This is a genomic window from Oleidesulfovibrio alaskensis DSM 16109, from assembly GCF_000482745.1.
Classification (GTDB): Bacteria; Desulfobacterota; Desulfovibrionia; order Desulfovibrionales; family Desulfovibrionaceae; genus Oleidesulfovibrio; species Oleidesulfovibrio alaskensis.
Genome location: NZ_AXWQ01000013.1, coordinates 23,293 through 37,821 on the forward strand (window position 1 = coordinate 23,293; position 14,529 = coordinate 37,821).

The 14,529-nt window shown below is 58.9% G+C and carries 13 protein-coding genes; 6 read left to right on the forward strand and 7 right to left on the reverse strand.

The window, feature by feature from the left end; translation table 11 throughout:
- Positions 1-23 precede the first annotated feature (23 nt).
- Together H586_RS0108355 and H586_RS0108360 are read right to left on the reverse strand one after the other, a co-directional pair.
- Positions 24-1,766 carry an ARMT1-like domain-containing protein gene (locus H586_RS0108355; protein ID WP_011368450.1) on the reverse strand — a complete coding sequence of 581 codons (1,743 nt, stop codon included), beginning with the start codon at positions 1,764-1,766 and terminating at the stop codon, positions 24-26.
- Between the two features lie 27 nt (positions 1,767-1,793).
- Positions 1,794-2,672 carry an NAD(+)/NADH kinase gene (locus tag H586_RS0108360; protein WP_011368451.1) on the reverse strand — a complete coding sequence of 293 codons (879 nt, stop codon included), beginning with the start codon at positions 2,670-2,672 and terminating at the stop codon, positions 1,794-1,796.
- A gap of 282 nt (positions 2,673-2,954) precedes the next feature.
- Between H586_RS0108360 and H586_RS0108365 the strand changes: the two genes are divergently transcribed.
- From H586_RS0108365 to hemC, 3 genes are read left to right on the forward strand one after another with little or no spacing between them, the layout of a single operon-like run.
- Positions 2,955-3,584: a D-sedoheptulose 7-phosphate isomerase gene (locus tag H586_RS0108365; RefSeq protein ID WP_011368452.1), complete on the forward strand. Its 630-nt coding sequence runs from the start codon at positions 2,955-2,957 to the stop codon at positions 3,582-3,584.
- A 46-nt stretch (positions 3,585-3,630) separates the two neighbouring features.
- Positions 3,631-3,858, forward strand: a complete 228-nt coding sequence (locus H586_RS0108370) for an FmdB family zinc ribbon protein (RefSeq protein ID WP_011368453.1) — start codon at positions 3,631-3,633, stop codon at positions 3,856-3,858.
- Positions 3,859-3,897: 39 nt separating this feature from the next.
- A complete protein-coding gene (gene hemC, locus H586_RS0108375; protein WP_011368454.1) occupies positions 3,898-4,848 on the forward strand; it encodes a hydroxymethylbilane synthase in 951 nt (316 codons plus the stop codon).
- 80 nt (positions 4,849-4,928) lie between these two features.
- Here hemC and H586_RS0108380 read toward each other — a convergent pair whose 3' ends face one another.
- The 4 genes from H586_RS0108380 to H586_RS18700 form a co-directional block, all read right to left on the reverse strand.
- A complete protein-coding gene (locus H586_RS0108380) occupies positions 4,929-5,921 on the reverse strand; it encodes an ABC transporter substrate-binding protein (RefSeq protein WP_051363944.1) in 993 nt (330 codons plus the stop codon).
- 67 nt (positions 5,922-5,988) lie between these two features.
- A complete protein-coding gene (locus tag H586_RS0108385; RefSeq protein ID WP_011368456.1) occupies positions 5,989-7,068 on the reverse strand; it encodes a lipid A deacylase LpxR family protein in 1,080 nt (359 codons plus the stop codon).
- Between the two features lie 7 nt (positions 7,069-7,075).
- Complete coding sequence (locus tag H586_RS0108390; protein WP_034618949.1) at positions 7,076-7,801, reverse strand: TIGR04282 family arsenosugar biosynthesis glycosyltransferase; 726 nt, start codon at positions 7,799-7,801, stop codon at positions 7,076-7,078.
- Positions 7,802-7,803: 2 nt separating this feature from the next.
- Positions 7,804-8,586 (reverse strand): TIGR04283 family arsenosugar biosynthesis glycosyltransferase, encoded by a 783-nt coding sequence (locus tag H586_RS18700; protein WP_081701802.1) that lies wholly within the window; start codon positions 8,584-8,586, stop codon positions 7,804-7,806.
- 149 nt (positions 8,587-8,735) lie between these two features.
- Here H586_RS18700 and H586_RS0108400 point away from each other — a divergent pair, with 149 nt between their 5' ends.
- From H586_RS0108400 to H586_RS0108410, 3 genes are all read left to right on the forward strand, one after another.
- A complete protein-coding gene (locus tag H586_RS0108400; protein ID WP_027181818.1) occupies positions 8,736-11,147 on the forward strand; it encodes a Lon protease family protein in 2,412 nt (803 codons plus the stop codon).
- A gap of 39 nt (positions 11,148-11,186) precedes the next feature.
- On the forward strand, positions 11,187-12,050 hold the full coding sequence (locus H586_RS0108405; protein WP_027181819.1) for a hypothetical protein: 864 nt from the start codon (positions 11,187-11,189) through the stop codon (positions 12,048-12,050).
- A gap of 146 nt (positions 12,051-12,196) precedes the next feature.
- The gene (locus H586_RS0108410) at positions 12,197-12,958 is read left to right on the forward strand and encodes a hypothetical protein (RefSeq protein ID WP_155891367.1); all 762 of its coding nucleotides are present in this window, start codon (positions 12,197-12,199) and stop codon (positions 12,956-12,958) included.
- 272 nt (positions 12,959-13,230) lie between these two features.
- Here the strand turns inward: H586_RS0108410 and H586_RS0108415 are convergent, their stop codons facing one another.
- The gene (locus H586_RS0108415; protein WP_027181821.1) at positions 13,231-14,409 is read right to left on the reverse strand and encodes a phosphoglycerate kinase; all 1,179 of its coding nucleotides are present in this window, start codon (positions 14,407-14,409) and stop codon (positions 13,231-13,233) included.
- Positions 14,410-14,529 lie beyond the last annotated feature (120 nt).

Genomic DNA, 14,529 nt, shown 5'->3' on the forward strand with positions numbered 1-14,529 from the left:
GAAACTATATTGCATTGTGCAGGCTATTTAATGCCCGCGTCAAAGAATTTGCCCACGCCGTATTCACGCCGCCGGAAAAACTTGTCCGGTGCAGGGCCGATGATCTGCAGCTCGGGATGTTTTTTCTGCATATCTATGGCGATATGCATTTCCTTGGTGCAGCCGGTGGAATAGGTTGAATCCTTGCCCGACCACACGGGCGGCACTTTGCGGCCCATCAGCGCAAAGCTGGTTTCTATATCCTCTACTGTCTGAAAACGCCAGACATCAATAAGTCCGCTCCGCTGAACACGCTCCCACATGAACATGAGGTCGTCGCCGTCCATGCCTTCAGAAAAATGCTCTGCGGGGTTGATGACGAACACCTGCTCCATGCGCTCGCGCAGATGTGCCACAAAGGTGTCCACCACGCTGATGGCCGTGGCTGTCTGCCCGGGTATGGAACCGATGACGCAGCTGTAGAAAATGATGGTGCGGCCTGCGTGTTTGGCTTCGCGCATACGGCGTATGATGGTGTCCGCCTTGCCCAGCAGATCCTGCTCCGAAAATTTACGCACTCCGGCGGCCCGGGGCTTGGAAGCAAAGTGGAACTCACCCTGCTTGTCTCTGTGAAAACACAGAATGTCGCGGGTATAATCATGGCTGCTTTCTATAAGCACTTCATGATTGCGTCTGCCTTTTGCCAGAATGACATCACATTCCTTCCATGCACGGGCAAAGGTGACACTGGTGCGGTACAGATTAAGCTGTTCGCGCGTTCCGTCCGAAATAACCACAAACCGGTGTTCACGCAGGGTGGCCAGCAGGCTGTTCTTGGTCACGGCCTCGTCATGCAGAAACATGGCGCCCTCCAGCTGCTCTTTAAGCACCGGATCAAACTCGGCATCCCACATGGTGGGGGTTTTGAAGTGAAAGCCTTCCTTGAGCACCAGCACCACCTGATGCCCCATACGCAGCAGCGCCCTGATTATACGCAGGTCATAGATAATGCCGCCGCTCACATCGGGCAGATACATTACTTTCCGACGGGCTTCTTCTTCCGGACCGAAAACCAGCCGCAGTCTGGCGCAGTCACCGCAGGGCTTGTTCAGCTCCGCGGCAAAGTCCACACCTTCCAGACTGGAATTTTTCCACAGTTCGGACATGGTGGAAAGATAAAGCAGACGGCGCAGCTCTATCATATCAAGCTCCCACCGGAAGTCGCGGATATCGGTGCATGCTGCGGGCAGGTCTTCGGGACAGGCCTGCAGGGCCCTGTTCACTTCCGGGCTGCCGGCATTGTCCGCCGCCTGCCGGTTGGCCTGCACTTTGGAATCACGGTAGGGGTCGGGAATGCCGCACTGGGTCAGCACAACGCTTACCAGCCGTTTGACCAGCCGCGAAGGAATGATGATGCCCGATTTTAGCGCCAGCTGAAAACGAAGCCGCGCAAAGTGGATGACACGCCGTTCGTTGAATTTGTCAAAGCCGTGGGCCTTAATCATCATAACGATAAAACGCCATGCACGGGCATACTCGCGCACCAGCTCCATGGGCGGCTGAGGCTGGACAAGCATGCGGAACACTTTGTCGGAACAGGGGAAATAAATCTGGTCTTCGTCCAGAGCCACCATAAACCGCAGCTGTTCGGGCGTGGCAATAAGCGTAGGGTTGAGCAGATGCTCTATATTATTCTCTGTGCGAAAATGATGCAGCCATGCATCCAGCACAGGATCAACCCCCTGGCGCACTTCGCGCACGGAAGCAAGTTCGGGAAGCGCAGTCATTCTAACCTCCGGAAAAACGGCCGCGCATCAGCTTGATGCGGGAACGGCCCGCCCGCGTCCTCTCGGGTCGCGTACAAAGCCTTTGGCACGCAGCCGCGTGAAATAGGTGGAGCCTTCAACAGCGACAAAAAGCAACCCGCGGGAAGCCTGCGTGACGGTGACAAGATCACCCGCCTGCAGGGCAAAGCATTCCTGACCGTCCTGCGTCACATACACTTCCTGCGGCCCTTCCAGAATCCTGATCTCGAACCGCATGGAACCGGCCAGCACCATGGGATGAAAATTGTTGAGAAACGGACAGATAGGTGTGATGGCATAGACAGACATATCGGGATGCACCAGCGGTCCCCCCGCCGATACGGCATACCCGGTGGCTCCGGTGGGGGTGGACACGATAAGCCCGTCCGCACGCAGATCACCCAGCCATTCGCCGTCCACGCCCAGCCCCAGATTGATCACCCGGGCCAGTACGCCGCGGTGCAGCACAACATCGTTGACGGCCGTGCCCTCAAAAACGCAGCGTCCTTCCCGGCTCACGGCAAAATGCAGCGCCAGCCGCTCCGAACACGTCAGGCCGTTTTCCGCCAGCCGGGTAAAAGCCTGCTGCCAGCCTGCGGCTGAAACCTCTGCCAGAAAGCCCACCTTGCCCAGATTGACGCCGAGCAACGGCACATCAAGCCCCACTGCTCTGCGCGAAACACTCAGCATGGTGCCGTCGCCGCCCAGCACCATGATGCACGAAGCACTGCGCGCAAAGTCAGGAAGAGCCGATGCGGTATCGTTTTCTTCCGTTGCCGCTTCTATGCCGCGCGCGGCAAACCATGCCTGCATATCGGCGGCAAGGGCAGCGGCTCCGGCATGGGCCTGCTTGGTGACTATAAAAACTCTTTTCAATTCGCGATGCATGACTATCCCTAGTAGAAAGCACAGATTCCATCAAGAAGCCGTAAGGCTTTGCGGCAGGGACTACCCCACATGCGCCCGCCGGACAAGAATAAAAGCCCGCACCGGCCGCGGCACAGGTGCAAACACCCGCCGACGGCAAAGACAGACTCATGCAACATCAATAATACCGGATTGATACATAACAATGCCACGAAACATTGCGAGCCTGCGCCATTTAGGGTAGTCCCAAGTGGTTCCGTTTCGCCCCTTGCGTTTCGCGGAATGTTTCAACAAGGAGCCCCGATGTCAGACACTGCCAAAATAATGGTCATGGAGCACGCGCTGGACGGCAGCCGCCTGCGGGAAGCGTTTTTTCAGGAAAACGCCGACGCCGTGGTGGATGTGGCGCGTATCATGGCCGTATGCATCGCGCGCGGCGGCAAGGTGCTGCTGTGCGGCAACGGCGGCAGCGCGGCCGACGCGCAACATCTGGCCGCCGAATTCGTGAACAGATTTATTATGGACAGACCCCCGCTGCCTGCCATCGCCCTGACCACCGATTCCTCCGTGCTCACATCCATCGGCAATGATTTCGGGTTTGAGCAGGTTTTCAGCAAACAGGTGCAGGCGCTGGGCCAGCAGGGCGATGTGCTTATAGCCATATCCACTTCGGGCGGCAGTCCCAACGTGCTTGCAGCACTGCGGGCCGCTGCCGAAAAAGGCGTCATCACCGTGGGGCTGACCGGCAAAGGCGGCGGCGCCATGGCCGAACTGTGTGATTACCTCATCGACGTGAAAGACAGCCGCACTCCGCTCATTCAGGAAATACACATAGCCGTAGGACACCTGCTGTGCGGTCTGGTGGACCATTATCTTTTTGAAAACGTGCTTGAACTGCAGCCCTGGCTTGAACAGCCGGCGGAAAGCCGCTAGGCGGGGCTTGCCATATATCCGTTAAGTTTCAGCAAAGAGGAATACCATGCCCATTTACGAGTACACATGCAAAGCCTGTCACAAGGATTTTGAAGAACTGGTTTTCGGTGCGGGTGACACGGTCAAATGTCCGGCCTGCGGCTCTACAAAAACCGAAAAACTAATGTCCTGCTCCTGCTTCAAAACATCCGACGGTCAGGGCGGGTACTCTCTGCCGGCATCATCCGGCGGCTGTTCCGGCTGTTCCGGCGGCAACTGCTCTTCCTGCAAATAACGCCGCCCCGCCAATTCTCTAACTCTCACAGGCGCGCACATGAAAAAAATCGTCATCGCTACCCGCGGCAGCAAGCTCGCTCTCTGGCAGGCAGAACATATCAAAGAACGCATCATGCAGCAGTACCCCGACAGTTTTGAAGTCGAACTGCTGGTTCTGAAAACCAAAGGCGACATCATTCTTGACGTGCCCCTGGCCAAAGTGGGCGGCAAGGGTCTTTTTGTCAAAGAAATCGAAGAAGCGCTGCTGGACGGCCGCGCAGACATCGCCGTGCACAGCATGAAAGATGTTCCCATGGAACTGCCTCAGGGACTGACTCTGGGAGCCATTCCCGAGAGGGAAGTCCCCACGGACTCGCTGCTTTCGGCCAGATACGACGGGCTGGACGCCCTGCCGCAGGGTGCCGTGGTGGGCACAAGCAGTCTGCGCCGCCAGTCACAGATTCTCGCCATGCGTCCCGACCTTGAAGTCAAATGGCTGCGCGGCAACGTGCAGACCCGCATACGCAAACTGATGGACGGAGAATACGACGCCATCATCATGGCCACATCAGGGCTCAAGCGTCTGGGCGAAACGGCTCCCTTTCATTCCGAGCTGGGACCGCCCCTGTTCATGCCCGCCGTGGGACAGGGAGCACTGGGTCTTGAATACCGCAGTGACAGGCAGGACCTTGCCGAGATGCTGGCATTTCTTGACCACCGCCCCTCGCGCATATGCGTCGAGGCGGAACGCGGCTTTCTTTTCGGGCTGCAGGGCGGCTGTCAGGTGCCCATAGCCGGATACGCCGTCATGACCGGCGACAACAGCTTTGAGCTGACGGGACTTGTGGCCGAACTGGACGGCACCGCCGTCATCAGGCGCACTGCCGCGGGCACCGAAGCAGACGCCCGCGATACCGGTCTGACGCTTGCAGCACAGGTAAAGGCCGCCGGTGCCGACGCCATTCTGCAGCGCGTCTATGAAAACGGCCACGCCTCGCCGCAGGCCTGAGTCTGACAAACGCCATACAAAACGGGCGGCGCAGATATTATCTGCGCCGCCCGTTTCTTTCAGAAAGAAACTCCGGAAAATCAGGGCACCATTTCCACCTGATCAATAAAGGTTGCGGGCAGAACCAGACCCCAGCGCGCAAGCCCGCTGCGGCTGAATTTCAGCATGCCCTGTTCGGCCAGTACCGGCTGCACCGGCAGCGGCTCTCCGGCCAGCATGGATTCGACCAGCCCTGCGGCCCTGTGTGCCTGTTCTTCTGCAGAGTGCAGCAGCCCGCCTATGGCAAGCCCCGGTCCCACGCTGAATTCCCATACGGCAAAACACGGTACCGGACTGTGCTCCGCCGTCCAGCGCAGCACCTTGTCATCGGGCACAACACGACCGTCTGCATCACGCAGCGTCTGGTACAGACCGATGATAAGGATATCGGCCCCCTGCCCGCGCGCCGAGAGCACATGTTCACGCCATTGCTGCCAGCTGCCGACGATGCGCGTCTGCAGTTCGATGCCCATGACATTCTGCTCTGCGGCACCGCGCAGAACAGTGCGGAAAATAAGCTGCGACGTTGTGCCGCTGTCAAAAAGCATCAGCGCACGCCTGAGTGTCAGGCCTTCAAGGCGGCTGAGGTAACTCAGCGTGCGCTTCACCAGCGGACGCTCGATGACTCCTGCCACGTTTTCCGGCCCGTGCAGCCCGTAATCGCGCGGGTTGCCGTTGACCCCCATGTAAATAATACGCGCACCTGCCGCCACAAGCTGCGGCCCCAGCAGACGGCAGGCATTGTCGTCGGCCAGCACCACCACATCCGGAGCATGCCGCCTGTACGCATCCATGGCCAGCCCGGCGCGGGCGGCAAACTCTTCCCGGGGCAGACGTTTGGTATCAAGCTCAAAGGTCAGCAGGGTATGCTCCGGCGTCAGCCGCAGGCGCAGGGTCTGCAGCCATTCTGCGTCCCAGGCGTATTCCGCATGGTAGCTCTGAATGACCAGTATGGTGGCCGCAGCGGCACGCGCGGCACACAGTCCGGCAAACAGCAGCGCACACAATACTATGGCAGAAACACGCAGCAGCAAAGCGATACCTCCGTAGTCAGCGCAACGGTACCGCAGCACGACACGGCACGGTATTATTTACCATGCACTAAAACGTAACGGCAAATGTAAGCGAACCGAAATGCTGCCGCCGCTCCTGACTATAAAACTCGCGAGTACGCAGCACATGGGTGTAGGAAACACGGTAGCGGCCGTACATCAGGGCGATGCCCCCGTTTACGTCGGCCACCAGCGTTTTTTTGGCCACATGGTGACTGCTTGTAAATGTGTTGCCGTCCAGAAAAATGTTACGCGCCACGGCCCGCAGGTCTGTACCGGCAAAAAAATACACCCCGAAACCTTCATCGCCGGCATGCAGACGGGGGTCATCGTCGTCTGTGGGGGCACCGATGGCCGCCCCCGGCCTGATAAGTGAAGTGCCGAAATCTGCAGGCAGATTGTACCCGAAGCGCACCTCGCCGCCGGCATTGGCATACGTCAGCACGTTGCCCGCCGTCAGTCCGGCATGCGGAAGCACGTCCCAGCCCCACCCGCTGCCCGAACTTTCGGGGTTCAGCCGCCACGCCCGCTCAAAGGTGACCATAAGCGCAGGCTCGTTGTGCAGCTGGTTTTCCCAGCCTTTGGCGGTGGGAATGTTGCGCACGCTGTGCACGCCGTTCTGGGCAAATTCTCCCAGAGCGGCCGGTCCCACCATACCCATGGTGACCATAAGCGTATCCAGCCTGTCGTGCTGTTTGGCATGCAGCCCCACGGCACCGTACAGATATCCGGCATACGGCCGGTCATCTTCCAGCAGGTGCTCCACCTGTGTGTCCGAAGGCGTGTAAATGTGCTGGCCCAGCGTTAGCGAGACGTTGTACTGCGAGTCCTTACCGGCCTCCAGCGGCAGCTCGTCCAGCAGGCCGTCCAGACTGTCCGGCAGCATGTCATCCGCCGCCAGGGTGGGCAGATCGCGCGATACAAGCGTCATCTGTACGGCATTGGTGTAGTACTGGTCAGTTCCGCCGAACAGGTCGTTTTCAAAATAAAAAAGCAGCGTACGCGTGGATTTGGCCTTGGTGCGTACATAGCTGTCTTTAACGGTTGTCTGCGCCGCGGTGTCGGCGCGCGCCGGCACTGCGCAGCACAGCATGCCGCACAGTGCGAGAAAAAGCGCGATATTCCGCATGCGCGGTCTACTCCTTTTCCACCGGAGCCATGCCCGGCAGATCTATGTCGTACTGCCTGATCAGTGCGTCATTTTCGCGCAGCAGCGCGTAAGTGGACGACCGGCGGAACGAACTGTTTTTGTTGGTACGGTACAGCACGTTAAGATCCCATACCGTGTCCACATCGTTCCAGTCGGGCAGCTGCAGCACCTCAAGACGGGCCCTGCGCATTTTTTCCACCGTGGGCTGATATACGTCCGCCTCGCCCCAGCGTATGCCGTCAAAAACATCGGGACAAAAGCTGTCTTTACGGAATCCGATAAGATAATACCCGCCGTCAAAAGCGGGACCTATGGCCGCATCATAATGCTGCAGATCGTTCAGCGCCTTCTGCACCAGTTCGCAGGGATAGTCCGGTATATCACTGCCCATCAGCACCACGCGGTCATAACCGTCGTCAAAGGCTTTCTGCATGGCATGCTTCATGCGTTCGCCCAGATCAAGCCCCTGCTGTGCCGCAAACATATGCTGCGGGCCCAGCCATGCCTTGAATTTTTCGGGCAGATCGGCGTCACCCGGCACATAACAGATGCGCAGGTCGGCATGCAGGCGCGCAAGCCCCTGCAGCATGTCCTGCACAAAATGCCGGTACAGCATGGCGGCTTTGTCATTGCCCACCACTTCGCCCAGACGCGTTTTCACCTTTCCCGGTTCAGGATACTTGACAAAAAAAAGAATGCAGGATTCGCTCATGATCATCCCCTGTGTGCGCGATACCATCGTGAAAGAGAGTGCGGAGAAACGCCCAGCGCATACAATGCGCGCAAACATACGTTACGCGCCGAGCAGTACAGCAGACCTTCCTTGTGCCAGCGCCGCGCCGATGTGGCAACACGGCTTTTCACTATTTCTATGGGGTCGCCCCTGCGCCGGATGCGGCGCATGATGTCCACATCCTCCATCAGAGGGATATCGGCATACCCGCCCAGCTGCCGGAAATACGCGGTGCAGAAAAACTGCGCCTGATCACCGTAAGGCGTGCGCGTAAGCCTGTTGCGGGCGTCGGCCACCCGCTCCGTCAGCCGGAAAAAAAGGCCCCCGCCATCAATGCCCAGACTGAACGCCCCGGCCTGAACCCGCGAGAGCGCATCCAGCATATGCGCAAAAGCATTATGCGGCAGGCGGGTATCGGCATGCAGAAACAGCAGCACACGCCCCCGGGCGCATGCGGCGGCGGCATTCATCTGGCGTGCCCTGCCTATGGGAGCGTGCCTGTGCAGCACGGCGGCACCGCACAGGCAGTCCGGCTGCGGCAGCGGCTGCTGCGGGTCGCCGTCCGCTATTATCAGCTCAAAGGGCACACCGCCGCTTACCGCCTGCAGATGCTCCGCCAGCCTGCCTGCCATGCCTTGCCCCGCAAGCACCGGCACCACCACGGAAACAACCGCGGGGTCTGCACCGTTTGCCCCGCAGGCCCGACCACCGGAGTTTCCGCTCGTCTTGCAACGCCGGACACAAGTACCGTTCTGACACGTCATTGCCTGATATCCCTGAGTATATAGACAGCCCGGCCGCCTGACAAACGCTATTGCCTGATGACTTTCAGCATATGCTGCGATATACTTTCCCGTTGAGCAACTGCGTATCGCTTTTGCCCAAGCAAATTCACTGCCCGATCAGGAGAATCATGAGCAGACCCAAGCCGCTACCGTCTTCCAAGCTACGCACCAGACTGGACCCCGCACGCATTCCCTGCGACGACAGCCGCACGCTGCCCCGTTCGGCCCCGCGCGGCAGCGCCCAGCCCCGCGCCATGCAGGCGCTGGAAATGGCGCTGCACATACGCGACACAGGCTATAACATATATCTGGCCGGCGAAGCCAATCTGGGCCGCACGTACATGCTGATGGACGTGCTGACGCCCCGCGCCCGCAAAATGCCCGCGCCGCCCGACCAACTGTATGTACACAACTTTGACGACCGCGACCACCCGCGACTTATACTGCTGCCCGCCGGCAAGGGGCGCGCGCTCAAAAACGACCTTGCCCAGACCATAACGCGTATCCGCAAAGAGATTCCCTCGCGCTTTGAAAACGATGCCTATGTCAAAAAGCGCAACGAACTGCTGGAGCGTTTTCAGGACATACGCGACAAGCTGCTCAAGGAAATGGATTCCGTGGCCGTGGGCAAGGGATTCAACCTTGATCTGGATGACGCGGGCGGAGTCACGCTGTACCCGCTTATCGAAGGCAAACGCCTGAGCGAAGAAGAATTTGAACGACTGGACGAAGGACTGCGCAAAAACCTGAAGGTTAAAAGTGACGCGCTGCTCAAGGTAATGACAGGGCTCATGCGCCAGCTGAGCAAAGCCGAACAGAGTTTTTCCGAAGGCGAGCGCTCGCTGGACCGTAAAGTCATGTCCGAAGTGCTGGACACACATCTGAAGCCGCTGGCGGAAGAATACAACAGCGCCTGTGCCTGTGCCGTGCTGTGTGATTATTTTGAAGATCTGCGGGCTGACATGCTGGACAATCTGGACAGCTTTGTGGCCAAGCAGGACACCCCGCAGCAGGGCGATGCCTCCGGTGGTTCCGCCAGTGAAGAGACTCTTGGACGGTACGAGATTAATCTCTTTGTCGATAATTCCGAGCTGAAAGGCGCCCCCATCGTCACCGAAGACCACCCCACCCCCGCCAACCTGCTGGGGTGCGTGGAACGCGAGGCCGAAATGGGCGCGCTGGTCACCGATTTCACGCTGGTAAAAGCAGGCGCCCTGCAAAAGGCCAACGGCGGTTTTCTGCTGCTGCATATGGAAGATATTCTGCAGCACCCCGCCGCATGGGAAGGGCTGATGCGCGCCCTGCGGTCTTCACGTGCGCGCATCGAAGACCCCGACGACGGTGTGGACACCACCAAGACCAAGGGCATAGAGCCGGAACCGCTGGATCTGTCGCTCAAGGTCATCCTCATCGGTGATGAAGAGCTGTACGAACAGCTGACAGAGCACGACGACCGTTTTCCCAAGCTGTTTAAAATCAAGGCACATATGGCCGAAACCATGCGGCGCGACGCTGCAGGGGTCAAAAATTACCTGCACCGCATAGGCCGCATCATAGAAGAAGCCGGTCTGCCTCCTTTCACCCGCGAGGCCATGGCCGGCATTGTCGATCATGGTTCGCGGATTATCGAAGACCAGAAAAAACTGTCGCTCAAATTCCCTCTGGTGCGCGAGCTGATGCTCGAAGCCGCCGCGCTGGCTTCCATGAAAGGAAAAAAAATGGTGGATGGCGCCACGCTGCATAACGCACTGGAAGCACGCCATTACCGCAGCAATCTGTATGAAGAGCTCTTCATGGAGGAATACGACCGCGAGCTGATAAAAGTGGCTACCAGCGGTCAGGCCGTGGGACATGTGACAGGGCTTTCAGTCAGCATGTACGGCGACTTTGAGTTCGGTCTGCCGCACTCCATATCGTGCACGGTGGGCGTGGGCACAGGCGGCATCATCGACCTTGAACGTGAAGCCCAGCTTGGCGGCCCCATTCACACCAAAGCCATGATGATTCTTAAAAGCTACCTGCTCAGCCAGTTCGCCCATAACAAACCGCTGGTACTTTCCGGCAGCCTGTGCTTCGAACAGAACTACGTGGGTGTGGAAGGCGACTCCGCCTCCGGTGCGGAACTGGCCGCGCTGCTTTCGGCGCTGGCTCAGGTGCCCATAGATATGTCGCTGGCGTTCACCGGTGCGGTGTCGCAGTCCGGTTCCATCATGGCGGTGGGCGGTGTGACGCGCAAAATCGAAGGATTTTTCGACCTGTGTGTGCGCCGGGGACTTACCGGCAGACAGGGAGTTATCATTCCGCATGACAACACCGACCATCTTATGCTTAAATACGATGTTCTCAAAGAAGTTGATGCGGGAAAGTTCGCCATATATCCGGTGCGCCACATCACAGAAGCACTTGAACTGCTTACGGGAATAAAAACAGGTAACAGACGCAAGGACGGCTCTTTCACGCCGGACTCGCTGTACCATAAGGTGGACAGACGCCTTGCCGAAATGGGCAGACTGGCCACCAGAGCATTCCGCTCGCGCTGATTCCGACGGATCAGAAAACCTTTTACAGGAGTCACTTTGATGGCAAGACGTTGTGGTGCTGTTCTCTCTCTGCTTGCTTTTCTGCTGCTGGGGGCCGCCGGTGCCCGGGCCGAAAGCGAGCACACACTGAAACTCAACCTCGAAAGCGCGTACACAGCCAAGGCCGACCTTGATGACGGCGGCTCCTTTGCGCGCACATCGACCAGAGTGCGGGCAACATGGAACGAGTTTTCGTTCTTTTACCGTAACGACAACTATGACTGGAGCGACACTTCCGGCATGCGCTTCGGCAGAGACGGCAAGACGCCCTTTGAAAACCTGCAGCGCATCGGCGTGATGTACAACGACACGTTCCGCATCAGCGGACCGTGGTTCACCACTGCCTCGCTGGGCATCACGTCCATGTTCGAAGAAGATTTCGTCAATGACAATCTGACGTTCTTCGGCGGCGGCATGGTGGGGTATGCCTTCAGCCCGCAGGCTTCTGTGGCGGCTGGTATTGCCGGCATACGCACTCCGCTGAAAACATACGCCTTCCCCATGTTCAGCGCACGCTATGCAGAAGGCCCGTGGACCCTGCAGCTGGGCTTTCCCAAAACGGAAGCACGCTATGCCGTGTCTGAGGCGCTGGATGTGCGGCTGGCAGCCGATTACGACATCGGAGTATACAGACTGCGCGACCACAGCCCGCTTGCCAAAGAAGGCTTTCTTGAAATGCGAGAAATCATCACCGGTCTGTACCTTGACTGGAAGCCTCTGGACGGGCTGGTGCTTTCCGCCGGTCCCGAGCTTGTCTGGGGCCGCAGCATGAAGGTTTACGACGACAACGAAAACAGACGATGGGACAAGCAGGAGCCCGACGCTGCCGCAGGCGGCCGGATCAGCATTTCCTACTCATTCTAGCCTCAGCCTCAGGGCATTCAACGGCCGCGCTCCGCAGAGAGCGCGGCTTTTTTTTACATCCTGCCTGCGGCCGCAGACCCCGTCACCACGCCCCGCAGCCCTGTTTTTTTTCTTGCCCTGCCCGCAAAATGTATTACATAGCAACCATGAACGTTTTGCATGCAGCTGCGCCGCGTAGCGCGTTTTCAACCGGCACATCCACAGGCAGACAACTGCGCCTGCGCCGCACAAAGGCGGCATGCCGTGCAGTGCTGCTTGCACTGCTGTTTGCGGTATTGCCTGCAGCGGCCTTTCCTGCCGGTGCAACGTCTCCGGTGCAGTCATCCGGAACCGGTGCAACAGATATTACAGGTGAAGATACTGCTGTACCGGCAGGTTATCGGGGCAGCTACTATACTTTTGCACTGGGCTTTACCGGCAGCGGAAACGAGGCGGAAGTGCTGCGCAAGCTGGATGAGGCAGCCCGGCATGACGACCCCGTGCTGCTTTTTGCCGTCACTCCGGCGGCAGATACGGCAGGTTCTCTGCTTGCAGTGCCCATCACGCCGGAAATCAGCCTGCTGGGCGATTCGTCCGGTGCGCAAGACCTGACCACCTTTTCTGCAGAGACATATGGCAACGCCCGTGCCACGCTGTACTATTCCGATGCCCCCGACTGGGCCATCCGCTCGCAGATTGCCACCGATGTGGTGCCCGTGCCCGCAGGAGATGACGCACAGCGCATGGCTCTGGAAATGCAGGGAGTACGCGCCGGAATATACATGGACTGGTCCCCCACCGAACGTCTGCAGCTTTCTTTCGGGCCTGAATACGGCACGGCCAGAAACATTCCCCTGCTGGGAAATCCCAACCCTGCAGAAGCAGAACATGGCGCCGGAGCCCGTTTTCATTTCCGCTGGAATTTCTGACGGTGTGCCGTTGGCAAACCGGCCGCCCGCACCGCGGGCACAACACAGCTGACCTGCCACCGGAAATCGGGTCCGGTCTGTACAACCTGCGCCTGAGCGCCGTCGTGAAAAGAACATGCGGCGCCACACCGCAAAATGATTCTGCCGGACTGTTACCGCATATGCGGTAACAGTCCGGCAGGGGACTGCTGTTTCAGATATAACGAAGGAAAACCGGTGCGGCAGCAGCCGGTGGCGGCACAAGCTCACCGGCAGTTACGCCCTCGCAGTGCTCAGGCTTTTGCGCGCTGTTCCAGCATGGCCACTGCCGGCAGCTCCTTGCCTTCCAGAAACTCCAGAAAAGCCCCTCCGCCCGTGGATATATAGGATACGCCGTCACGGACGCCGTATTTATCCACAGCGGCCACAGTGTCACCGCCGCCGGCGATGGAAAAGGCGCTGCTTTGCGCCACAGCCCTGCACAGCGCTTCTGTACCGGCACCGAAGGCATCAAACTCGAACACCCCGACAGGTCCGTTCCACACGATGGTTCCTGCTCCGCGCAGCACCTCTGCATACATGGCGGCGGTTTGCGGCCCGATGTCCATAATCATCTCATTCTCGGCCACCTGATCCACCGGCTTGCAGACAGGCGTTGCAGTTTCGGCAAACTCCGTGGCCACCACCACATCCACAGGCACGGGAATCTCTCCTCCGGCTGCGGCTGCGGCCTGCATCAGGCGGGCGGCTTCGGCCACCAGATCTTCTTCATACAGTGATTTGCCCACGGCAAAACCTGCGGCACGGATAAACGTATTGGCAATGCCCCCGCCCACAATAAGCTTGTCGACCTTGGAGGAAAGCGTTTCCAGCAGAGTGAGCTTGGTCGAGACCTTGGAACCGCCGATGATGCCAACTACAGGGTGGCGCGGGGCGCCAAGGGCCTTGCCCAGAGCTTCCAGTTCCGCCGCCAGCAGCGGGCCCGCGCAGGCCACGGGAGCAAATGCGGCAACGGCATGGGTGGAAGCCTGCGCACGGTGCGCCGTGCCGAAAGCATCCATCACATAAACATCGCACAGGGCCGCCATGCGCCTGCCCAGCTCTTCGTCGTTCTTTTTTTCGCCCTTGTTGAAGCGTACATTCTCTGTCAGCACCACGCCGCCTTCGGGCACATCCACCCCGTCCAGCCAGTCCCGCACCACCGGCACGGGGCAGCCCAGAATATCGGCCAGCCGTGCCGCCACAGGCGCCATGGATGCCGATTCGTCAAACGCGCCTTCTGCCGGACGGCCCAGATGCGACATCACCATAACCCGTGCTCCTGCCTGCATGGCAAGGCGGATGGTAGGCGCGGCTGCGCGCAGCCTGTTGTCGTTGGCCACCGCCCCGTCCTTGATGGGAGCGTTCAGGTCCTCGCGGATAAGCACACGCTTTCCGCGCAGATCAAGATCAGTCATTTTCAGTACGTTCATATGAAGTCTCCTGCGGGCTAAGACTGAAGGATACAGCATAAAAAAGGTGCGAATGTGATCATGCATCACACCCGCACCTTTTGTTGTACATGGAACAGCGTCCGGGGTCATCCCCGAAAA

Bases quoted from the DNA above. Each gene is read 5' to 3' on its own strand.
- hemC (WP_011368454.1), top strand. From the start codon at position 3,898: ATGAAAAAAATCGTCATCGCTACCCGCGGCAGCAAGCTCGCTCTCTGG.
- H586_RS0108370 (WP_011368453.1), top strand. From the start codon at position 3,631: ATGCCCATTTACGAGTACACATGCAAAGCCTGTCACAAGGATTTTGAA.
- H586_RS0108385 (WP_011368456.1), bottom strand. From the start codon at position 7,068: ATGCGGAATATCGCGCTTTTTCTCGCACTGTGCGGCATGCTGTGCTGC.
- H586_RS0108365 (WP_011368452.1), top strand. From the start codon at position 2,955: ATGTCAGACACTGCCAAAATAATGGTCATGGAGCACGCGCTGGACGGC.
- H586_RS0108390 (WP_034618949.1), bottom strand. From the start codon at position 7,801: ATGAGCGAATCCTGCATTCTTTTTTTTGTCAAGTATCCTGAACCGGGA.
- H586_RS0108405 (WP_027181819.1), top strand. From the start codon at position 11,187: ATGGCAAGACGTTGTGGTGCTGTTCTCTCTCTGCTTGCTTTTCTGCTG.
- H586_RS0108360 (WP_011368451.1), bottom strand. From the start codon at position 2,672: ATGCATCGCGAATTGAAAAGAGTTTTTATAGTCACCAAGCAGGCCCAT.
- H586_RS0108355 (WP_011368450.1), bottom strand. From the start codon at position 1,766: ATGACTGCGCTTCCCGAACTTGCTTCCGTGCGCGAAGTGCGCCAGGGG.
- H586_RS0108415 (WP_027181821.1), bottom strand. From the start codon at position 14,409: ATGAACGTACTGAAAATGACTGATCTTGATCTGCGCGGAAAGCGTGTG.
- H586_RS18700 (WP_081701802.1), bottom strand. From the start codon at position 8,586: ATGACGTGTCAGAACGGTACTTGTGTCCGGCGTTGCAAGACGAGCGGA.
- H586_RS0108410 (WP_155891367.1), top strand. From the start codon at position 12,197: ATGAACGTTTTGCATGCAGCTGCGCCGCGTAGCGCGTTTTCAACCGGC.
- H586_RS0108400 (WP_027181818.1), top strand. From the start codon at position 8,736: ATGAGCAGACCCAAGCCGCTACCGTCTTCCAAGCTACGCACCAGACTG.